This is a genomic window from Pseudomonas sp. PDM15 (assembly GCF_014851565.1).
Lineage (GTDB): Bacteria > Pseudomonadota > Gammaproteobacteria > Pseudomonadales > Pseudomonadaceae > Aquipseudomonas.
Window position 1 is genome coordinate 92523 of record NZ_JACVAA010000008.1, and the last position, 19894, is coordinate 112416.

At 64.7% G+C, this 19894-nt stretch carries 18 protein-coding genes and 4 tRNA genes; 14 read left to right on the plus strand and 8 right to left on the minus strand.

From position 1 onward, the window contains the following. The first annotated feature begins 46 nt into the window (after window positions 1-46). Together IB232_RS20460 and IB232_RS20465 are read left to right on the plus strand one after the other, a co-directional pair. Window positions 47-937 carry an ATP-binding protein gene (locus IB232_RS20460; protein ID WP_192400408.1) on the plus strand — a complete coding sequence of 297 codons (891 nt, stop codon included), beginning with the start codon at window positions 47-49 and terminating at the stop codon, window positions 935-937. Then, window positions 934-1416 (plus strand): GAF domain-containing protein, encoded by a 483-nt coding sequence (locus tag IB232_RS20465; RefSeq protein ID WP_192400409.1) that lies wholly within the window; start codon window positions 934-936, stop codon window positions 1414-1416. The genes IB232_RS20460 and IB232_RS20465 overlap by 4 nt, the downstream gene beginning before the upstream one ends. Window positions 1417-1471: 55 nt before the next feature. On the opposite strand, the gene IB232_RS20470 is transcribed toward IB232_RS20465, so the two are convergent. Both IB232_RS20470 and IB232_RS20475 read right to left on the minus strand, forming a co-directional pair. Then, window positions 1472-2134, minus strand: a complete 663-nt coding sequence (locus IB232_RS20470; protein ID WP_192400410.1) for a glutathione S-transferase family protein — start codon at window positions 2132-2134, stop codon at window positions 1472-1474. A gap of 21 nt (window positions 2135-2155) precedes the next feature. Next, a complete protein-coding gene (locus tag IB232_RS20475; RefSeq protein WP_192400411.1) occupies window positions 2156-2920 on the minus strand; it encodes a hypothetical protein in 765 nt (254 codons plus the stop codon). Window positions 2921-3140: 220 nt separating this feature from the next. Here IB232_RS20475 and IB232_RS20480 point away from each other — a divergent pair. From IB232_RS20480 to IB232_RS20495, 4 genes are all read left to right on the plus strand, one after another. Then, a tRNA-Glu gene (locus IB232_RS20480) sits at window positions 3141-3216 on the plus strand. A gap of 2 nt (window positions 3217-3218) precedes the next feature. Next, a tRNA-Gly gene (locus IB232_RS20485) sits at window positions 3219-3294 on the plus strand. 103 nt (window positions 3295-3397) lie between these two features. Continuing rightward, window positions 3398-3473, plus strand: a tRNA-Glu gene (locus IB232_RS20490). 17 nt (window positions 3474-3490) lie between these two features. Continuing rightward, window positions 3491-3566, plus strand: a tRNA-Gly gene (locus IB232_RS20495). Between the two features lie 107 nt (window positions 3567-3673). On the opposite strand, the gene IB232_RS20500 is transcribed toward IB232_RS20495, so the two are convergent. Together IB232_RS20500 and IB232_RS20505 are read right to left on the minus strand one after the other, a co-directional pair. After that, window positions 3674-4084, minus strand: coding sequence for a PA2817 family protein (locus tag IB232_RS20500; RefSeq protein WP_192400412.1), 411 nt, complete (start codon window positions 4082-4084; stop codon window positions 3674-3676). Window positions 4085-4155: 71 nt separating this feature from the next. After that, window positions 4156-6600 carry an acyl-CoA dehydrogenase gene (locus IB232_RS20505; protein WP_192400413.1) on the minus strand — a complete coding sequence of 815 codons (2445 nt, stop codon included), beginning with the start codon at window positions 6598-6600 and terminating at the stop codon, window positions 4156-4158. 114 nt (window positions 6601-6714) lie between these two features. On the opposite strand from IB232_RS20505, the gene IB232_RS20510 reads away from it, so the two are divergent. The 7 genes from IB232_RS20510 to IB232_RS20540 all read left to right on the plus strand — a co-directional run bounded on the left by IB232_RS20510 (window position 6715) and on the right by IB232_RS20540 (window position 14705). Then, window positions 6715-7389: a transglutaminase-like domain-containing protein gene (locus IB232_RS20510; RefSeq protein WP_192400414.1), complete on the plus strand. Its 675-nt coding sequence runs from the start codon at window positions 6715-6717 to the stop codon at window positions 7387-7389. Window positions 7390-7509: 120 nt separating this feature from the next. Continuing rightward, a complete protein-coding gene (locus IB232_RS20515; protein WP_192400415.1) occupies window positions 7510-8442 on the plus strand; it encodes an ABC transporter ATP-binding protein in 933 nt (310 codons plus the stop codon). Then, window positions 8439-9218 carry an ABC transporter permease gene (locus IB232_RS20520; protein ID WP_192400416.1) on the plus strand — a complete coding sequence of 260 codons (780 nt, stop codon included), beginning with the start codon at window positions 8439-8441 and terminating at the stop codon, window positions 9216-9218. The genes IB232_RS20515 and IB232_RS20520 overlap by 4 nt, the downstream gene beginning before the upstream one ends. Before the next feature lie 81 nt (window positions 9219-9299). After that, window positions 9300-10319, plus strand: coding sequence for an efflux RND transporter periplasmic adaptor subunit (locus IB232_RS20525; protein WP_192400417.1), 1020 nt, complete (start codon window positions 9300-9302; stop codon window positions 10317-10319). Next, window positions 10316-13384, plus strand: coding sequence for an efflux RND transporter permease subunit (locus tag IB232_RS20530; RefSeq protein WP_192400418.1), 3069 nt, complete (start codon window positions 10316-10318; stop codon window positions 13382-13384). Before IB232_RS20525 ends, IB232_RS20530 begins: the two co-directional genes overlap by 4 nt. A 116-nt stretch (window positions 13385-13500) precedes the next feature. After that, a complete protein-coding gene (locus tag IB232_RS20535) occupies window positions 13501-13881 on the plus strand; it encodes a YkvA family protein (RefSeq protein ID WP_318652297.1) in 381 nt (126 codons plus the stop codon). A 62-nt stretch (window positions 13882-13943) separates the two neighbouring features. Further along, complete coding sequence (locus IB232_RS20540) at window positions 13944-14705, plus strand: alpha/beta fold hydrolase (RefSeq protein WP_192400419.1); 762 nt, start codon at window positions 13944-13946, stop codon at window positions 14703-14705. Between the two features lie 366 nt (window positions 14706-15071). Here the strand turns inward: IB232_RS20540 and IB232_RS20545 are convergent, their stop codons facing one another. Both IB232_RS20545 and IB232_RS20550 read right to left on the minus strand, forming a co-directional pair. Further along, the gene (locus tag IB232_RS20545) at window positions 15072-15776 is read right to left on the minus strand and encodes a tRNA (adenine(22)-N(1))-methyltransferase (protein WP_192400420.1); all 705 of its coding nucleotides are present in this window, start codon (window positions 15774-15776) and stop codon (window positions 15072-15074) included. A 236-nt stretch (window positions 15777-16012) separates the two neighbouring features. Beyond that, window positions 16013-16561: a thioesterase family protein gene (locus tag IB232_RS20550; protein ID WP_192400421.1), complete on the minus strand. Its 549-nt coding sequence runs from the start codon at window positions 16559-16561 to the stop codon at window positions 16013-16015. Window positions 16562-16665: 104 nt separating this feature from the next. On the opposite strand from IB232_RS20550, the gene IB232_RS20555 reads away from it, so the two are divergent. After that, window positions 16666-17637 (plus strand): GlxA family transcriptional regulator, encoded by a 972-nt coding sequence (locus IB232_RS20555; RefSeq protein ID WP_192400422.1) that lies wholly within the window; start codon window positions 16666-16668, stop codon window positions 17635-17637. Window positions 17638-17764: 127 nt separating this feature from the next. Here the strand turns inward: IB232_RS20555 and IB232_RS20560 are convergent, their stop codons facing one another. Both IB232_RS20560 and IB232_RS20565 read right to left on the minus strand, forming a co-directional pair. Continuing rightward, window positions 17765-19105, minus strand: coding sequence for a heavy metal sensor histidine kinase (locus IB232_RS20560; RefSeq protein ID WP_192400423.1), 1341 nt, complete (start codon window positions 19103-19105; stop codon window positions 17765-17767). Beyond that, the gene (locus IB232_RS20565) at window positions 19105-19782 is read right to left on the minus strand and encodes a heavy metal response regulator transcription factor (RefSeq protein WP_192400424.1); all 678 of its coding nucleotides are present in this window, start codon (window positions 19780-19782) and stop codon (window positions 19105-19107) included. The genes IB232_RS20560 and IB232_RS20565 overlap by 1 nt, the downstream gene beginning before the upstream one ends. Window positions 19783-19894: the final 112 nt, after the last annotated feature.

A 19894-nucleotide genomic window follows, 5' to 3' on the forward strand; every position in this document is an offset into this window, starting at 1 on the left:
CCCATAGCGCCGGATGATCGGCAGTGGCGGATATGAGGAGTAAGTCGTGGATTCTCGCTTGAACAGCTTTCTACAGCGCGCCGATGCCGTGCTGGAGCGCCTCGAACCCCTGTTGCCGGCGCCGCGGGTGGCGCTGGACTGGAATACCGTGATCGCCGCGCGCTGGCAGCGCGAAGGTCGCACTGGCTATCTGCAGCCGTTGCGGGTCAGCCTTGATCTGCAGCTGTCCGACCTGGTCGGGGTGGATGCGCAATGTGCGCAGCTGGCACGTAACACCCGCCAGTTCGTCAGCGGACTACCGGCCAACCATGCCTTGCTCTGGGGCGCGCGAGGCACCGGAAAATCATCGCTGGTGCGGGCGCTGCTGGCCGAGCACGCCAGTGCTGGTCTGCGCCTGATCGAGATCGAGCGCGATCACCTGGCCGACCTGCCCAAGGTGGTGGAGGCCCTGGCCGGGCTGGCGCAGCGCTTCGTGCTGTTCTGCGACGACCTGTCGTTCGAATCCGGCGAGGGTGATTACCGGGTGCTCAAGAGCGTGCTCGATGGTTCCCTGGAGCGCGCGCCGGATAACGTGTTGCTGTACGCCACCTCCAACCGCCGCCACCTGGTGCCGGAGAAGGAGAGCGACAACGAGCACTGGCAGATGGTCGACGGCGAGCTGCACCCCAACGAGGCGGTTGAGGACAAGATCGCGCTGTCTGACCGCTTCGGCCTGTGGATTTCCTTCTACCCCTTCACCCAGGAGCATTTCCTGGCGGTCGTGCGCCACTGGATCGAAGTTTTGGCGGGCCAGGCCGGCCTGCAATGGCAGTGGAGCCACGAGCTGGAAATCCTCGCCATTCGCTGGGCCCTGGGGCGCGGCAATCGCAACGGTCGTTGCGCCTACCAGTTCGCCCGCAGCTGGGTCGGCCAGCAACTGCTGGAGGTGGCGCCATGATCGATCTGCAACAGGCCGGGCAGGGGCGCGAGGGCTATGACCTGCTGGCGGCCCAGCTGGAGTCACTGTTGGCTGACGAGCGTGACTTCATCGCCAACGCCGCGCAGTTCGCCGCCTTCCTGTTCCATGAGCTGGAAGGGCTGAACTGGGCCGGCTTCTATCTGAACAGGGACGAGGAGTTGGTACTGGGGCCGTTCCAGGGCAAGGTGGCCTGCGTGCGCATTCCCTTTGACCGCGGCGTATGCGGCGCCGCGGCGAGCAGCCGGCAGACCCAGCGGGTCGAGGATGTGCATGCCTTCCCCGGTCACATCGCCTGTGACAGCGCTTCGAACAGCGAGCTGGTGGTGCCGCTGGTCAAGGACGGTCGACTGATCGGCGTGCTGGATCTGGACAGTCCACGCCTGGCGCGCTTCGGAGTGGAAGATCAGCTCGGCATCGAGCGGCTGGCGGCGATCTTCCTGCGCCTGAGCGACTGCTGATCTTTCGCGCTCAGCAAAAGCCCGGCATTGCCGGGCTTTTTTGTGGGCGGGCGAATCAGGCCTTGGCGGTTATCTTGGCGATTACCTTGAGCTCGCCGGGTAGCACGCTCTGCACGGATTCGCGGGCCATGATGCGCTGGTAGTGGGCGGCCAGGCGCGGCCAGCGCTGGCCATCCAGCGGTTCGCCACCGTGCTCCATGTTCTGCAGCTGGGTGTAGATGGCCAGGTCCGCCTGGGTCAGGCCGTCGCCGACGAAGTACGGGGCATCACCCAGGGTCTGCTCCAGGTAGTCGAAATGCTTCGGCAGCTTGGCATGGAGGGCGCTCTGCACGGCCTCTTCGTCGCAGCTCTGGCCGAGCATGGGCTTGAGCAGGCGGTTACGGAACACGCCGAAGGTGCACAGTGGTGCCAGCTCGTAGTCGCCGTACTTCTCCAGCCAGCGCACCTTGGCCTTCTGCGCGGCGTCCTGGCCGAACAGGGTAAGGCGCTGCGGGTACTGTTCTTCCAGGTACTGGCAGATGACGCTGGAGTCGGCCAGGGTCAGCTCGCCGTCGCGGAAGGCGGGGATGCGACCTAGTGGATTGAGTTCGCGGTACCAGTCGGGCTGGCCGAACGGGGTGACGATTTCCAGCTGGTAGTCCAGGCCCTTCTCGATCAGGCACAGGCGCAATTTGCGCACGAACGGGGATAGCGGCGCGCCATAGACGATCAGGCTCATGGGATTCCTTGCAGGGGACGATCAGTCGTAGACGTTCTTTTTCTTCCACTCGTCTTCGCCGAGGGACTTGAGGCCTTCGGTCAGCTCGCTGGCCTCCTCGACGGGCTTGGCCTTTTCCAGTACCACCGCATTGGCGCGGGCCAGCAGCTCTTCCAGTTGCTGCAGTTGGTTCTGGTAGCGCGCCGGTTCGGGCTGTTTGCGCAGGTACTGCACGCCGCGCTCATAGGCCAGGCGAGCCTGGCCGGGCTGGCCCTGTTGCATGGACTGCTGGCCGAGGTTGCTGAAGAACTCGAAATGCAGCTGCACCAGCATGTGGCGGATCTCGCCCAGCCAGCGTTTGGCCTCGTTGGCCGGCAGCAGGTTTTCCTGGGCGGCGCGGGTGATCTGGCTGTGGAAGTTTTCCAGGAGGAAGCGGATGTCCTTGGCCTTGGCCTCGGTCACTATCTGCTGTGGCGGGTTGCGTACCGGAATGGCGTCGCCCTTGGCCACTGCCTCGCGCAGTTCGGCCATGCGGTTCTTCAGATTGGCGTTTTGCTTGTCCAGCTGCAGCAGGCGCTCACCGAACTGCAGTTCGAAGCGGCTGAGCAGGAGTTTGAGGGCGGGGCTCATCAGCTGGCCCGGCATGTTCTCGGAAACGTCACGGCTACGCCTTACCCGGTCGTTGAGATCGGCCTTGAGGCGGGCTTTCTCCAGCTTGCTGTTCTCGACCATATGGTTGATGTAACCGATCAAAAACAGCACCACGATGCCGGCGACTACTAGCGCAGTGATGACGATTGGGGACACCTGGAAACTCCCGTACGCTTCTTATTTCCCCGAGTGTAGTGCGTTAGCCATCATGCTGATAGCACTGTATGAGTTTCTGAGGCGAAGTCTTTGATTTAGAAAAAGTTTTGATTGAGGGTTGACGCTCTGGCCAAGGCTCCATAGAATGCGCGCCACTTTCAGCGTGTTGGCGAAAGCCGATTCGAAGGAAGTTGGGATGCTGTTACAAGCTCCTGGCCACGTCCCCTTCGTCTAGTGGCCTAGGACACCGCCCTTTCACGGCGGTAACAGGGGTTCGAGTCCCCTAGGGGACGCCATTGCGGGAATAGCTCAGTTGGTAGAGCACGACCTTGCCAAGGTCGGGGTCGCGAGTTCGAGTCTCGTTTCCCGCTCCAGTTTACGAAGCGCCGCTCATCGAGCGGCGTTTTGATTAGAGTTCCAAGGTCGGTGGTAACATCGGCTGGAAACACCGGGAAGCTGTTGTAAGCTCCGGGCCACGTCCCCTTCGTCTAGTGGCCTAGGACACCGCCCTTTCACGGCGGTAACAGGGGTTCGAGTCCCCTAGGGGACGCCATTTTTACCAAGTTGCATGCGGGAATAGCTCAGTTGGTAGAGCACGACCTTGCCAAGGTCGGGGTCGCGAGTTCGAGTCTCGTTTCCCGCTCCAAATTCACGAAACGCCACCCCATCGGGTGGCGTTTTCGTTTGTGCGCGATTCAGCCATGAAAAAAGGCCCGCCGGCGATGCCGTGCGGGCCTTTTCGTTACTGGAGGCTCAATGCTTGGCGCTGTCGCCCGGCAGTGCCAGCAGCTGCTTCTCGCGGTTCCAGTCGAATGGCTCGTCGTTCTGTTCAGCCTCGAAGCGGCGCTCGTCGAGGCGCTGGAACAATTCGATCTCTTCATCCGGCATGAAATGCAGGCAGTCGCCGCCGAAGAACCACAGCAGGTCGCGCGGGACCAGGTGGGCGATCTGCGGGTAGCGGTGGAACACCTGACTGATGATGTCCTGGCCCAGGTACAGGCTGCTCTCCGGATCCGCCGGCAGCTGGGCCACCAGCTCGTCGAAGCGCTCGAGGAACAGCGCGTGGGTGTCGTCTTCCACCTGCTCGGCCTCGCCCAGGGCGACCAGGATGCCGCGCAGATGGGCGAGCAGGGCGAGGTGGTGGTCGAGGTAGGCAGTGGCCATAACGATGTCCTGTAAAACGAAAACGGGCGCGGAGTATAAGGCTCCGCGCCCGCGCTGTCCCGAACGGGGGCTCAGCGGACCTTGCCGCGGCTCAGCTTGAGGTCGTCCTTGGCGAAGTCGTCCACGTCGATCACACGGCGCCGCGCCGTTTCAGCCCGGCGCAGCTGTTCGGCCTCCTCGGCAGTCAGCTGTTGCTCGCGCAGGGCCGCGTCGATTTCATGCTCGCCGGGCTGTAACTGCAGACCGGCCTTGAGCGCCTTGTGCAGCTTGCGCTGGGCCGGTACGGCGCCGTCGAGCAGGTCGACCGCCTGCTGCAGGGCGGCGATCGGGTCGTTGACGCCCTGCGGTCGATAGCAGCCGTCGAGCAGGCTCTCCAGGGCCAGGTCGCCGCGGGGACGGCCGAGAATGGCGGCGACCTCGGCGTCCAGTTCGTCGCTCGGTCCACGATGGCGCCGGCCGAGAGGGAAGACCAAGATACGCAGCAGGCAGCCGAACAGACGGTTGGGGAAGTTGCCCAGCAGATCGTCCAGCGCCTGCTCGGCGAGGCCGAGATTTTCCTCCAGGGCCCAGCGCAGCAGCGGTTGCAGCGGTTCGGGGTTGCCCAGGTCGTGGTAGCGCTTGAGCGCGGCGCTACCCAGATAGAGGTGGCTGAGCACATCGCCGAGGCGCGCGGACAAGCGCTCGCGGCGCTTCAGCTCGCCACCCAGCAGCATCATGCTGCTGTCGGCCAGCAGGGCGAAGGCCGCGGCCAGACGGTTCAGCGCGCGGAAATAGGGGCGGCTGAGATTGTCGCCGGGCACGTTGCCAAAGCTGCTCAGGGTCAGGCCATGCAGCAGGGCGCCTGCAGCGTTGCCGACAGCGAAGCCCACGTGCCTGAGCAGCAGGTCGTCGAACTCCAACAGCGCCTGCTCATGGTCCTCGCGACCCGCCAGGGCCATTTCGTCCAGCACGAAGGGATGGCAACGGATGGCGCCCTGGCCGAAGATCATCAGGTTGCGCGAGAGGATGTTGGCGCCCTCGACCGTGATCGACACCGGCACGCCCTGCCAGGCCCGGGCCAGATAGTTGTTCGGGCCCATGATGATGGCCTTGCCGCCATGCACGTCCATGGCGTGGCCGATGCACTCGCGGCCACGTTCGGTCAGGTGGTACTTGAGGATGGCCGACAGCACCGAGGGCTTCTCGCCCAGGTCCACCGCGCTGGCGGTGAGGGTGCGCGCCGCATCCATCATCCAGGCGTTGCCGCCGATGCGCGCCAGCGCCTCCTGTATGCCTTCGAAGGCCGCCAGCGGCACGCCGAACTGCTCGCGTACGCGGCAGTACTGGCCGCTGACCAGGCTCGACATTTTCGCCGCGCCGGTACCGCCAGCGGGCAGGGAGATGGAGCGGCCCACGGACAGGCAGTTCATCAGCATCATCCAGCCCTTGCCGAGGTATTCCTGGCCGCCGATCAGGCAGCTCAACGGTACAAACACGTCCTTGCCCGAGTTGGGGCCGTTCATGAAGGCGGCGCCGAGCGGCAAGTGACGGCGGCCGATTTCCACGCCGGGGATGTCGGTGGGAATCAGCGCCAGGCTGATGCCGAGGTCTTCCTGGTCGCCCAGCAGATGGTCCGGGTCATAGGCCTTGAAGGCCAGGCCGAGCAGGGTGGCGACCGGGCCCAGTGTGATGTAGCGCTTCTCCCAGGTCAGGCGTAGGCCGAGCACTTCCTCGCCATTCCACTGGCCGCGGCAGACGATGCCGGTGTCCGGCATGGCGCCGGCGTCGGAGCCGGCCAACGGGCCGGTAAGGGCGAAGCAGGGGATTTCCTCGCCGCGAGCCAGGCGCGGCAGGTAGTGCTGGCGCTGTTCGTCGGTGCCGTAGTGCAGCAGCAGCTCGGCCGGGCCGAGGGAGTTGGGCACCATCACGGTGGAGGCGAGGTCGCCGGAGCGGGTCGACAGCTTCATCACCACCTGGGAGTGGGCATAGGCGGAGAAGCCCTTGCCGCCATATTCCTTGGGAATGATCAGGCCGAAGAAACCGTTGCTCTTGATGTGCTGCCAGGCCTTCTCGGGCAGGTCCAGCTGCTGGCCGATCTCCCAGTCGCTGACCATGGCGCACAGCTCTTCTACTGGGCCATCTAGAAAGGCGCGCTCTTCGTCGCTGAGCTTGGCGGCCGGGTAGTTCAGCAGTATGTCCCAATCCGGGCGGCCGCTGAACAGCTGGCCATCCCACCACACGGTGCCGGCCTCTATGGCGTCGCGCTCGGTGGCGGACATCGGTGGCAGTACCTTCTGGAACCAGCCGAACAGCGGGCCGGTGATCAGCTTGCGGCGCAGCTCCGGCAGTGCGAGGGGAATGGCCACGCCGAGCCACAGCAGCCAGAGCAGCAGCTCCAGCCAGTCCGGCGCATCAGCGAACAGACCGAGCAGGATCAGGTAGCCGGCCACGATGCCCAGGGCGGGCAGGGCGGCCATGCGGGAATAGGCCAGGTAGGCGACGCCGAACAACAGAATCAGTAACCAGACAGCGAGCATGCGCAATCCTCCATGAGGCCGGCCTTGGCGGTAAGGCCGGCGAGCTTGGCCGGATCGTCGTGCACCGGCGCGATAGGCCTGGATAGACTGGGGGCAATCCCCTGGAGAACCCTGATGCAGTCCAGCCTTCTACCCAGCCGCTTCGTGGATAGTGACCACCCCAGGGTAGTCGAGTTCGCCGAACGTTCGCGCGGCGCTAGCCGCGACCCGCGCGAGCAGGCCGTGAGCCTGTACTACGCGGTGCGCGACCAGATCCGCTACAACCCTTACGTCTTCAGCCCCGATCACGAGACGCTCAAGGCCAGCCATGCGCTGGCGGCGGGCGAGTCCTACTGCGTGCCCAAGGCTCTGCTGCTGGCGGCCTGCGCCCGGCATTGCGGGATACCGGCGCGCATCGGCCTGGCCGATGTGCGCAACCACCTTTCCACCCCACGCCTGATCGAGATGCTGCGCAGCGAGGTGTTCGCCATGCACGGCTACACCGAGCTGTTCCTAGAGGGCAAATGGGTCAAGGCCACGCCGGCGTTCAACCTGGCGCTGTGCCAGATGTTCAAGGTGGCGCCGCTGGAGTTCGATGGGCACAGCGACAGCGTGTTCCATCCCTTCAATGCCGAGGGCGCGCGCTACATGGAATACCTGACCCACCATGGCCAGTTCGACGATCTGCCGCTGGAGCTTTTCTTCGGTCATCTGCGCCAGTGCTACCCGCACCTGTTCGAGGAAGGTTCGGCCTTCCTGCGTGGCGATCTGCAGGCGGAGGCCGCCGCCATAAAGGAATTCGATAGTTAACATCGAGGCGACGGGGCTTTTTTCTTGAGGCCGGGGCGGGCAGGCTACCTGCAACGAATGGTTGCAATTACCTCTCCCGAGCCTTATCTAAGCCTTCCCCTTGCTGAGTAGCTATCTCTTATGAGTTCCGCGCTGTCCATCCGGCAACTGACCAAGACCTACGCCAACGGCTTCCAGGCCCTCAAGGGCATCGACCTCGACGTAGCCGAAGGCGACTTCTTTGCTCTGCTCGGCCCCAACGGGGCAGGCAAGTCCACCACCATCGGCATTCTCTCCACCCTGGTGAACAAGAGCGGCGGCTCGGTGGAAGTGTTCGGCCACGACCTGGACCGCGATCCGTCCAGGCTCAAGCGCTGCCTCGGCGTGGTGCCACAGGAATTCAACTTCAGCCAGTTCGAGAAGGTCTTCGACATAGTCGTGACCCAGGCGGGCTACTACGGCATCCCGCAGAAGGTGGCCAAGGAGCGCGCCGAGCAGTATCTGACCCAGCTCGGCCTGTGGGACAAGCACAACGAGGCCGCACGCATGCTCTCCGGCGGCATGAAGCGGCGCCTGATGATCGCCCGCGCGCTGGTCCACGAGCCGCGCCTGCTGATCCTCGACGAGCCCACCGCCGGCGTGGATATCGAGCTGCGCCGCTCGATGTGGAGCTTCCTCACCGAGCTGAACCAGAAGGGCATCACCATCATCCTTACCACCCACTACCTGGAAGAGGCAGAGCAGCTGTGCCGCCACATCGGCATCATCGACCACGGCAGCATCGTCGAGAACACCAGCATGAAGGCGCTGCTCAAGACCCTGCACGTGGAGACCTTCCTGCTTGATCTCAAGGAGTCGCAACTGGTGCCGCCGCAGCTGCAGGGCTACCCGGCGACGCTGGTCGACCACCACACCCTGGAGGTACAGGTGGAGAAGAGCCTGGGCATCACCGAGCTGTTCCGCCAGCTGGCGGCGCAGAACATCGAGGTGCTGAGCCTGCGCAACAAGAGCAACCGTCTCGAGGAGCTGTTCGTGTCCCTGGTCGAGAAGAATCTGGCGAAGGTGGCGAAATGAGCCCGGAACTCGCCTCCAACTGGGTCGCCCTGCAAACCATCGTGCGCCGCGAAGTGCGGCGCTTCATGCGCATCTGGGCGCAGACCCTGCTGCCGCCGGCCATCACCATGGCCCTGTACTTCGTGATCTTCGGCCGCCTGATCGGCAGTCAGGTCGGCGGAGTGGGGCAGTACTCCTACATGGAGTTCATCGTGCCAGGGCTGATCATGATGTCGGTGATCACCAACTCCTACAGCAACGTGGTCTCCAGCTTCTTCAGCAGCAAGTTCCAGCGCAATGTCGAGGAGCTGCTGGTGTCGCCGGTATCGCCGCACACCATCCTCATCGGCTACACCATCGGCGGCGCCCTGCGCGGCCTGGCCGTGGCCTTCATCGTCACCCTGCTGTCGCTGTTCTTCACTCAGCTGCAGGTGCACCACCTGGGCGTGACGGTGCTGGTGATACTGCTCACCGCGATCACCTTCTCCCTGGGCGGCTTCATCAACGCCGTGTATGCGCGCAACTTCGACGATATCTCGATCATCCCGACCTTCGTGCTGACGCCGCTGACCTACCTGGGCGGGGTGTTCTACTCGATCAGCCTGCTGCCCGAGTTCTGGCAGCACGTGTCGCTGGTCAACCCGATCCTGCATATGGTCAATGCGTTCAGGTACGGGATTCTCGGCGTGTCCGACATCAATATCGGCATCGCCATCGGCATGATGTTGTTGGCCAGCACGGTGCTGTACATCGTCTGCATCCGCCTGCTGAAGAGCGGCCGCGGCATGCGTCAGTAAGCATCGGGTAACACAATCGGCGGTCGGCAACGGCGCCGTCCGCCGTTAGACTCGACCGATCGGACAATAAGAGGTTGAGTGATGACTGCCCGCCGCGCCGTTCTGCTGTTCGCGACCCTGTGCCTGGCCAGTCCCCTGCGCGCCGAACAGGCGCCTCTGGTAGAAGTGGCGCAGCCCGAACGCACCCTGGTGCGCGACGAACTGATCACCTTCGGCTCGCTGCGCTCGGACGAGTCGACCATGATCCGCCCGGAAGTGGAGGGCCGCCTCGCCACCCTGCATTTCCAGGAGGGCCAGGCGGTGAAGGCCGGCGATCTGCTGGTCGGCCTCGACGATGCCATCGCCCGCGCCGAACTGGCCCAGGCCCGCGCCAATCTTGATCTTGCCGAGAAGAGCTTCGAGCGCGCGCAGATGCTGTTCAAGCGCGGCGCCAGCAATGCGCAGGCCCTGGACGAGGCACAGTCCCAGCAGCAGGCCGCACGCGCCAGTCTGGCGCTGTCCCAGGCGCGCCTGGACAAGACGCAGATTCGCGCGCCCTATGACGGCGTGCTCGGCCTACGCCTGGTCAGCGTCGGCGACTACCTCAGCCCCGGCGACGACATCGTCAACCTGGAAGTGCTCGACCCGCTCAAGCTGGACTTCCGCGTGCCGCAGAAGGCCGCCAGCCAGGTGCGGGTCGGCCAGGTCGTCGAGTTGTCGCTGGATGCCTACGGCGGCGAGCGCTTCCAGGGCAGGATCAGCGCCCTCAATCCGCGCCTGGACGAGATCGGCCGCAGCCAGGCCATTCGCGCCCAGGTGGCCAACGGTGATCACCGGCTCAAGCCCGGCCAGTTCGTCAAGGTCTCGGTGATCCTCGCCGAGCGCCCGCGTGCGCTGGTGATCCCGGAAGAAGCGGTGATGCCCATGGGCCAACTGCTGTTCGTCAACCTGGTGGTGGATGGCAAGGTCGAACGCCGGCAGATCCGCATCGGCCAGCGCCTGCGCGGCCGCGCCGAAGTGGTGGAGGGGCTGCAGGGCGACGAGACGATCATCAGCGCCGGCTGGCAGAAGGTCAGCCCCGGGCATGAGGTGCGCACCGTCCAGCGTGGGGACGGCGCATGACGCTCTCCGACATCTGCATCCGCCGGCCGGTGTTCGCCACCGTGCTGTCGCTGATCATCGTGCTGCTCGGCCTGCTGGCCTATCAGCGCCTGGCGGTGCGCGAGTACCCGAACATCGACGTGCCGATCGTCACGGTCAACGTCATCTATCCCGGCGCCAGCCCCGAGATCATGGAGTCCCAGGTGGCCCAGCCGATCGAGGACGTGCTGTCGGGCATCGAGGGGCTGGACTTCGTCAGTTCCATCAGCCGCTCGGAAAACACCCAGATCACCGCCCAGTTCCGCCTCGGCAGCAACTCCGACGAGGCAGCCAACGACGTGCGTGATCGTCTGGGCCGGGTGCGCAGTCTGCTGCCGGACGAGATCGACGAGCCGATGGTGCAGAAGGTCGAGGCCGACGCCCAGCCGGTGGTGTGGCTGGCGTTCTACAGCGAGCGCTTCTCCGCCATGGAGATCACCGACGTGTTGGAACGGGTGGTGCAGGATCGCCTGCAGACCATTCCCGGTGTGTCCGAGGTGCAGATCCGCGGCGCGCGCAGCTACGCCATGCGCATCTGGCTCGACCCGGAGAAGCTGGCCGCCCACGACCTCACCGTGCAGGACGTGGAGGATGCCCTGCGCCGGCAGAACGTGGAGATTCCGGCCGGGCGCATCGAGTCGGTGCAGCGCGAGTTCAGCGTGCTGTCGGAAACCGATCTGAAGACCCCGGACGAATTCAACCGGCTGATCCTCGACGATTCGCGCGGCTACCTGCTGCGCCTGTCGGACGTCGGCCATGCCGAGATCGGCGCCGCCGACGAGCGCACCGTGGTGCGCTTCAAGGGCCGGCCGGCAGTGGCGGTGGGCATGGTCAAGCAGGCCACGGCCAATCCGCTGGAAATCTCCGACGGCCTCAACCAGGCGCTGCCGGAGTTGCGCGAGCTGCTGCCGGAAGGCATGGAAATGGCGGTGGCCAACGACAACTCGCTGTTCATCCGCGAGTCGATCAAGAACGTCCAGACCACCATCTGGGAAGCGGTGGTGCTGGTGGTGCTGATCATCTTCCTGTTCCTGCGTTCGTTGCGCGCCACGCTGATTCCGCTGGTCACTATTCCTGTGTCGCTGATCGGTGCCTGCGCACTGATGGCGTTGATGGGCTTCACGGTCAACACCCTGACCCTGCTGGCCATGGTCCTGGCCATCGGCCTGGTGGTGGACGATGCCATCGTGGTGCTGGAGAACATCCACCGGCATATCGAACAGGGGATGAGCCCCATGCGGGCCGCGTTCGTAGGCAGCCGAGAGATCGCCTTCGCGGTGATCGCCATGACCCTGACCCTGGCTGCCGTGTACGCGCCGATCGGCTTTATGCAGGGCACATCCGGAAAACTCTTCACCGAATTCGCCTGGACCCTGGCTGGCGCCGTGCTGGTGTCCGGCTTCGTCGCCCTGACCCTGTCGCCGATGATGTGCGGCCACCTGCTCAAGGCCCATGTGCCGCAGCAGAAGCACAGCCGCTTCTACAACCTGATCGAGAGCTTCCTCAACGGACTGACCTACAACTATCGCCATCTGCTGGAGCGGGTATTGCGCGCCTGGTGGCTGGTGGTAGCGCTGCTGCTGGGCATCCTGATTCTCTGCGCCTGGCTGTTCGGCAGCCTGCGCAGCGAGCTGGCACCGACCGAGGACACCGGCACCATCGTCGGCTCGATCAACGGCCCGGACGGCGCCACCGTCGGCTACACCAGCCGCTACGCCAAGCAGCTGGAAGCAGCCTACGCTTCGATCCCTGAGGCCAACCGCTACATGGTCATCGTCGGCTTCCCCACCGTGGCCCAGGGCTTGTCGTTCATGAAGCTGGAGGACTGGGACAAGCGCGAACGCAGCCAATTCGAGATCCGCGACGAGCTGCTGCCCAAGCTGCAGGACATCCCCGGCGTGCGCGCCTTCCCGATCAACCGCCCGCCGCTGGGGCAGAGCGCGCGCAACCAGCCGGTCAACTTCGTGATCCGCTCCTCGTTGGAATACGCCGAGCTGCAGCAGTACGTCGACCAATTGCTGGCCGAAGTGCGCGGCTATCCGGGGCTGGAGAGCCTGGACACCGACCTCAAGCTCAACACGCCGCAGCTCAAGGTCACGGTCAACCGCGAGCAGGCGGTGGCGGTGGGTACCGACGTGGCCACCATCGGTCGCAGCATGGAGAGCCTGTTCGGCAGCCGCCAGGTGACCCGCTTCAAGCAGAACGGCGAGCAGTACGACGTGCTGGTGCAGCTGCAGGATGTGGACCGCAGCAACCCCGAGGATCTCAACCGCGTCTACGTGCGCGGGCGGGGCGACAACATGGTGCAGCTCTCCAACCTGATCGAGGTACGCGAGACGGTGGCGCCGCGCGAGCTCAACCACTTCAACCAGCTGCGCGCGGTGACGGTCACCGCCAATGTCGGCTCCGGCTATACCCTGGGTGAGGCGCTGGACCACCTGGAAGAGAAGGCTCGGGGCATCTTCCCGGCGGACACCCAGTTCGACTACACCGGCACCTCCCGCGACTTCAAGGATTCCAGTAGCGGTGTGGCGCTGATCTTCGTGCTGGCGCTGGTGTTCATTTTCCTGGTGCTGGCGGCGCAGTTCGAGAGCTTCTTCGACCCGCTGATCATCCTGCTCAGCGTGCCGCTGTCGATGGCCGGCGCGCTGCTGGCGCTCAAGCTGTTCGGCGGTACCCTGAACATCTACTCGCAGGTGGGCCTGGTGACGCTGATCGGGCTGATCACCAAGCACGGCATTCTTATCGTCGAGTTCGCCAACCACCTGCTGCGCGAGGGGCGCGAGCTGGGCGACGCGGTGCTGGAAGCGGCTGTGCAGCGCCTGCGGCCGATCCTGATGACCACCGGCGCCATGGTCCTCGGCTCGCTGCCCCTGGCCATCGCCAGCGGCGCCGGCGCCGAGAGCCGCCAGCAGATCGGCATGGTCATAGTCGGTGGCCTGCTGGTGGGCACTGTCTTCACCCTGTTCGTCGTGCCGACGCTGTACAGCCTGCTGCGACGCTGGAAGCCGCTGGAGGTGGGGCAGGGTGAGGTGGGGTTGGTTTAGGTTGTTTGTAGGCGGGTGGTCGGCAGCTGCCGGCCAGGAGCGGACAGTTCCCATTGGTGAATCGCCGCCGAATCAGCCAGAACTAGCCTTGGTTTTTCCGTCGTCTGGAGGTTCGGGTGTTCCGTCTCAATCGCCTTCGGCACTGGGCGCGTGATTTGAAGCGCGACGCTCACGCGTTGTGGCTGGCGGCTCGGGATATCCGAACGCCGAAGCTCGCCAAGCTACTGGCATTGCTCGTCGCGGCGTATGCGCTGTCGCCAATCGACTTGATCCCCGACTTCGTTCCTGTGCTTGGCTATCTGGACGATCTGATCATTGTCCCGCTAGGAATCTGGCTCGTGGTCAGGTTAATCCCAGCGGACCTTATGGCCGAGTACCGCACACTCGCGTCGCAAGTTTCGGCTCGGCCTATCAGCAAGATCGCCGCTTCCCTTGTGGTGCTGATCTGGCTGGCCCTTGGTGCAGGTCTGGTAATTTGGCTGATGCCGAAAAGCTAGGCATTCAGCAGGGACCACCCTTGGCCAAACGCTGTCTTAGTGGGTAGGTCAGGGGGGAAACCATGACAGCGCACAAATTAATCATCAAAGACCTAGAGTTGAACGTTTCAATTCGTGGTCAAGGCCCACCACTGCTCTTGCTTAACGGCCTTGGTGGTCTGATCCGTACCTTCGATCCTCTGCGCGATGAACTGGTGGATTACAGGACTATCACGTTGGACGTGCCTGGAGTGGGCAAATCGCAGATGCCCCGCTGGCCGATGCGCCTGCCACGCCATGCGGATCTGATCGCTGAAATGCTCAAGCAATTGGGACTCGACCAGGTCGACGTGCTCGGCGTCAGTTGGGGCGGTGCATTGGCACAGGAGTTCACCCTGCGTCACCCGAGCATGGTGCGCCGGCTCATCCTCGCGGCGACTTCGGCCGGCCCGGCGATGCTGGTGAAGCCCGCCGACATCCTGGAATTCTTTGGTAGGAGCAACAACGTCAAACTGCGCAAGCAAAGTGGCTCGCGCAGTTCGATACAGACGCTGCTGCGCTTCGGAGTGGTGAACGGCATGCTCACGGCCAACCCGCGAACCTATTACCACCAGCTCGCCGCCTTGGTCGGCTGGACCAGCTTGCTACGGCTTTTCCGTCTGCGCCAGCGCACACTGATCCTCACCGGCGAACGCGACACTCTGGTGCGACTGTACAACGCACACATCCTGCGACGTACCATTCGCCGTGCAGAGCTGCACATCCTGCAGGGCGAGGGGCATTTTTTCGTGGTGACAAGCGCCAGGCAAACCGCCGAAGCGATACGCGAATTCCTTTGCCAGTAGTACGGCAATGCACAGCCCCGACCAACGATTACCAGCGGCGTGCTTCAGCCAGCTTTGCATCCGGGCAGGAGTGATTGTTTGATAACCGCTAATGGACTTGCCGAAAAGCCCGCGCTCGTTCGCAGCAAGTAGCCTGGATATCTGCACGGTGGAAAACGCTGCGCGGTTTTTCACCCTATGCAACCTCGAGTACTCAGCAGGGTGGACTTATCCACCCACTTTTCGGCAGGCAGTGTTGGATCGGAAGCTGTCTTGACGAGACTGCTTGTCGTTGCCTTCTATCCGTCGCCCCTGGCCGTTTGGGGTCGTTTTTGAAGGCCAAGAGAAGATTGGTTCAGTCGGTTACCGGTGCACTGCGCACGGGTATCAGGTTTCTTGAGCAAGCAGTTCGCTGATCCACCCGACCTGTTGTGTAAGCGCTTGAACCTGCTCCTCGGGTATGGCCTGCCGCGCGCGGGCGATGTGGGTCAGGGTGCGTTGCTTCAGGCGCAACAGGCGCTGCCACTTGGCCAGAAAGGCCGGGCTGCGTTCCTGCAAGTGCAGTGGGCCGAAGTACAGTTCCTGGGCGGTATACAGCACCGGCCCGTTGCGTTCGGCGACGATGATTTCGTAGTTGAAGCGGTTTTCTCGCAGCACTTCCTCGCCGAGGATGCGGTAGCCATGTTCCATCAGCCAGTGGCGCAGGGGCTGCTCGCCGCCGTTGGGTTGCAGGATCAGGCGCTCGCCACCGCTGAGGCGCGCCTGGTCGCGGTCGAGGATGCCGCGGATCGTCTCGCCGCCCATGCCGCAGAGGCTGATCGCCGTGATGCCGTCTGCGGGCTCGATCGCGGCCAGGCCGTTGGCCAGGCGTACGCTGATGTGCTGGCTCAGGCCATTCTCGCGCACGCTGCGTTGCGCCGCGTGAAAGGGCGTCAACGCCACCTCGCCGGCTACTGCCGTCTCGATCAGACCGCGCTTGATCAGGGCGACGAGCAGGTAGCCGTGATCCGAGCCGATATCGGCCAGCCGTGCACCGGCCGGTACATGCGCGGCCACTCGTTCCAGGCGCTCGGATAATCGCTGTTGGTTCAACTGCTGCCTCTTTTCACCACGGCGTCCGCACGCTGGGGCGGATCGGAGGGCGATTCTGTCGGGCAACAGCGTGCCTGGCAAACCCCGGCGACCAATGTCAGGCGCGGCCTGCACCTGGGGCTTCGAGAGTGGCACGCAGCGATCTGCGGTTATGGGGGCGCCGTTATCTGCCCGCGCTCAGCTTTGATCCGCCCAAAGAAGGCAGCGTGCGCAGGACGGTTCCCGCATCTGTCACCTCAGGCGGGCGGTTGCTCTTCGCCGCGCAGTTGGCTGCTCAACTGGTCACAGCTCGACGACCAGTCGCTCAGCCAGCCCGGCAGTTGCGGTGACTGCTCGGCCAGGCCCAGCTCGCGGGCGAACTCTGCCGGTGACACGTTGCCCTTGGGGCCACGGAACAGGCCGCGCATGACGACCACGCCGAGCACCCGACCATCCTTGACGAAGCGGTGCTCGACGAAGCTCCACTTGGCATCCCAGCCCAGCATGCGGGTGTGGATCTCGAAGGCTTCGAACAGCCGCAGCTCCCGACGAAACTTGCCCCACACGTCGCCAACGATGGGCAGCGCCCGCTGGCGCAGGGCAACTCGATAGGCGCCGCTGCGCAGCACGTAATCCATGCGCCCGACATCCGCGAGGGTGAAGTAGCGGCCATTGGTGACGTGCCGGTTGAAGTCCAGATCCAGCGGCCACACACGCAACCGGACGACCGTGGTGGCCAGGCCTGGCACCGGGCGGCGCCAGGAACGGTGCAGCAGCATCCAGATGAGACGGAACCAGAGATTCATGAAAAGACACCTGCTTGAGTGAGGGCGCACTCTAGTCAGGCTCTTTACGCTAAGGTAGGTGCAGAAATGACTTATTACATGCGATATATGCAATGGAGTCTTGTATGCATGTGACGCTACTGCTGGCCGACCAATGCTCTATTGCCAGCGCCAGTCTGGCGCTCGAGATACTGGATGCGGCCAATCGTTTTGCCGAAGCCGACAAACCGCCGTTCACGGTGATTGTCGCTTCCCTCGACGGCAGCCCGGTGGCGAGCCCGACGGGGCGGAGCCTGCAGGTGGATGCAGCGCTGGCCGAGGTCAGGCGAACCGATCTGGTGCTGGTTCCGGGCTTTCTCTTCAGCCTGCGGGAGGCCTTGCCGGCGCTGGCGCAGTACGCCCCGTGGCTGCGACAGCAGCATGCCCAGGGCGCGTTTATCGCGGCGATGTGCACGGCCAGCTTCATGCTTGCCGAGGCCGGCTTGCTCGATGGCGTGCCGGCAACCACCCACTGGGCCTTTGCCGACTTTTTCCGCCGCCGCTATCCGCAGGTGCTACTGGATGAGCGGCGGATCATCTGCGAGAGCGAGCGCCTGATCAGCGGCGCTGGCGCCAGTGCGGCGATGGATCTGCTGCTGCACCTGATCCGCCGCTTCGCCTCGCTCGAACTGGCCCAGCAGTGCAGTCGCTATCTGCTGCTCGACAACGTGCGCAGCGAGCAGTCCGCCTACGTGCTCTGGTCGATGCCCAAGCAGCACGGCGATGAGGCCATCCTGCGGGTACAGAACTGGATGGAGGCGCGCTTCGATCAGCCCATCCAGATCGCCGAACTGGCCGAGCGCTTCGGCTTTGGCGAGCGCAACTTCAAGCGGCGTTTCCGCGAGGCAACGGGCTACACCGCGCTGGGTTATCTGCAGGCGCTGCGCCTGGAAAAAGCCAAGCATCTGCTGGAAACGACGCAACTGAGCCTGGAAAGCATCACTGCCAGGGTGGGCTATGAAGACAGCAACTCGTTTCGCCGCCTGTTCCAGCAGCGTGTCGGCTCGTCGCCAGCGGCCTTTCGCAAGATGTTTGCGCAGCAGGCGGGTTGCCCCTGAGCCTGTTTACGATCTTCCTATCAAGACGCGCTTGCGGCTGGGGTAGCGGTGCCGATGCAGTTGACGGCAGCTTGTGGGCTGGGGGCGCTGGGCCTGCAGCACCCGCGCGCTGCGGTGCGGGCGAAGCCTACGCCTGGCCGGGAAACTCCAGGATAAAGCGCGTCCAACCCTCGGCCGATTCGCAGCGGATCTCGCCGCCGTGGGCGCGGACGATGGAGCGGGTGATGGCCAGGCCGAGGCCGGCATGTTCGGCATTGCCCTCGCGGCGGGCCGGGTCGGCGCGGTAGAAGCGGTCGAACAGGCGCTCGCGCAGCGCGGCGGGAATCTCCGGGCCCTGGTTGGCCACTTCGATGCGTATGCTGGCGCCCGAGCTGGCCGTATTCAGGTGCAGCTCGCCGCCGTTGGGGGTGAAGCGCAGGGCGTTGTCCATCAGGTTGCTCAGGGCGCGGCGCAGCAGGCCGCGGTCGGCGCTGAGCGCGGCCTGGCCGGAGACCCGCAGGGTTACTTCGGCATCCTCGGCCAGTGGGGTGAAGTATTCGGCCAGGGCGGCCAGCTCGGCGCCCAGTTCCAGGCTTTCCCGCTGGGTCTGCAGCAGGCCGTGCTCGGCCTTGGCCAGCAGGAGCATGTCGCCAACCATCTGCGCCAGGTGTTGCAGCTCCTCCAGGTTGGAGTGCAGGGCCTCGCGGTATTCCTCCAGCTCGCGCGGCTGGCCGAGGGTGACCTGGGTTTGGGTCAGCAGGTTGGACAGCGGCGTGCGCAGCTCGTGGGCGATATCGGCGGAGAATGCCGAGAGGCGGGCGAAGGCGTCTTCCAGGCGGGCCAGCATGGCGTTGAAGGCCTCGGCCAGCTCGCGCAGTTCGTGAGGAGTGCCGTCTAGCGGCAGTCGCGCGGTCAGCGATCGGGCCGAGACCTGCCGCGCCACATCGGTCATCCGCCGCAGAGGGCGCAGGCCGCGGCGGGCGACCCAGGCGCCGAGCAGCGCGGTGGCCAGGGCCGAGAGGCCGACGCAGAGCCAGATCAGCCGCTGCATCTGCGCCAGAAAGTGCTGGTGGTGGGTGATATCCAGCAGCAGGCTGAGGCGTAGGCCGCCGTCCAGTTGCTCCTCGATCACGCGGAAATCGGTGCCCTGGTGCTGCCAGCGGCCGATCTGCTCATCGCCCTGCGGCAGGTGAGCCAGTAGCGGCTGGCTGGTGAACCACAGCTGACCGTCCACGCCCTGGATGCGCAGGGCCAGTTCGGGGTGGCGCTGCAGTTCTTGCTCCAGCTGTGGGCGGCGCGCGGCCAGGCTCTCGGTATTGGTAACACCCTGCAGTAGCTCGGCGAATACCGCCAGCTTGCCCTGCAGCTGTTGCTGGTCCAGCTCGACGAAGTGCGCCTCGCTGGCGCGGGTGAATAGGGCGCCGGCGACCAGCGCCACGGCGGCGGCGCAGGCGGCGAAGAGCAGGGCCAGGCGGTTGGCGAGGGACATCAGGCGCGCGCCTCCAGCACATAGCCCATGCCGCGCACCGTATGGATCAGCGGCGCGGTGAAGCCCTCGTCGACCTTGGCACGCAGGCGGCGGATGGCCACCTCGATGACGTTGGTATCGCTGTCGAAATTCATGTCCCACACCTGCGAGGCGATCAGCGACTTGGGCAGCACTTCGCCCTGGCGGCGCAGCAGCAGTTCCAGCAGGGCGAATTCCTTGGCGGTCAGTTCGATGCGCTTGCCGGCACGCTCGGCACGGCGGCGCAGCAGGTCGAGGGACAGGTCGGCCAGCTGCAGCTGGTGTTCCTGCGGCGTACTGGCGCCGCGGCGCAGCAGCGTGCGCACCCGCGCCAGCAGTTCGGTGAAGGCGAACGGCTTGACCAGGTAATCGTCGGCGCCGGCCTCCAGGCCGCGCACCCGGTCTTCCACGGCGTCCCTCGCGGTGAGGAACAGCACCGGCACGCCGAGGCCCGCTGCGCGCACGTTGGCGAGGATCTGCCAGCCGTCGCGGCCGGGCAGCATCACGTCGAGGATCAGCAGGTCGAAGTCGCCGGTCAGGGCCAGGTGCTCGCCACTCAGGCCTTCCTGGGCCAGCTCCACGGCGAAGCCGGCCTCGCTCAGGCCCTGGCGCAGGTATTGGCCGGTCTTGGGTTCGTCTTCGACGATAAGCAGTTTCATATGGAGCTCACGGCATTGGCAGTCGGCTTTATACGTCAGGACAGGGGCGGGCGGGGCGAAGCTGACAGAGATGTAATCTTCGCGTCAGCTTAGCGCCAGCGGTGGCTTTCTA

What these genes read in the sequence shown, in the direction of transcription:
- IB232_RS20465 (WP_192400409.1), top strand. Translation starts at nt 934, where the DNA reads ATGATCGATCTGCAACAGGCCGGGCAGGGGCGCGAGGGCTATGACCTG.
- IB232_RS20470 (WP_192400410.1), bottom strand. Translation starts at nt 2,134, where the DNA reads ATGAGCCTGATCGTCTATGGCGCGCCGCTATCCCCGTTCGTGCGCAAA.
- IB232_RS20500 (WP_192400412.1), bottom strand. Translation starts at nt 4,084, where the DNA reads ATGGCCACTGCCTACCTCGACCACCACCTCGCCCTGCTCGCCCATCTG.
- IB232_RS20505 (WP_192400413.1), bottom strand. Translation starts at nt 6,600, where the DNA reads ATGCTCGCTGTCTGGTTACTGATTCTGTTGTTCGGCGTCGCCTACCTG.
- IB232_RS20510 (WP_192400414.1), top strand. Translation starts at nt 6,715, where the DNA reads ATGCAGTCCAGCCTTCTACCCAGCCGCTTCGTGGATAGTGACCACCCC.
- IB232_RS20515 (WP_192400415.1), top strand. Translation starts at nt 7,510, where the DNA reads ATGAGTTCCGCGCTGTCCATCCGGCAACTGACCAAGACCTACGCCAAC.
- IB232_RS20520 (WP_192400416.1), top strand. Translation starts at nt 8,439, where the DNA reads ATGAGCCCGGAACTCGCCTCCAACTGGGTCGCCCTGCAAACCATCGTG.
- IB232_RS20525 (WP_192400417.1), top strand. Translation starts at nt 9,300, where the DNA reads ATGACTGCCCGCCGCGCCGTTCTGCTGTTCGCGACCCTGTGCCTGGCC.
- IB232_RS20530 (WP_192400418.1), top strand. Translation starts at nt 10,316, where the DNA reads ATGACGCTCTCCGACATCTGCATCCGCCGGCCGGTGTTCGCCACCGTG.
- IB232_RS20540 (WP_192400419.1), top strand. Translation starts at nt 13,944, where the DNA reads ATGACAGCGCACAAATTAATCATCAAAGACCTAGAGTTGAACGTTTCA.
- IB232_RS20550 (WP_192400421.1), bottom strand. Translation starts at nt 16,561, where the DNA reads ATGAATCTCTGGTTCCGTCTCATCTGGATGCTGCTGCACCGTTCCTGG.
- IB232_RS20555 (WP_192400422.1), top strand. Translation starts at nt 16,666, where the DNA reads ATGCATGTGACGCTACTGCTGGCCGACCAATGCTCTATTGCCAGCGCC.
- IB232_RS20560 (WP_192400423.1), bottom strand. Translation starts at nt 19,105, where the DNA reads ATGTCCCTCGCCAACCGCCTGGCCCTGCTCTTCGCCGCCTGCGCCGCC.
- IB232_RS20565 (WP_192400424.1), bottom strand. Translation starts at nt 19,782, where the DNA reads ATGAAACTGCTTATCGTCGAAGACGAACCCAAGACCGGCCAATACCTG.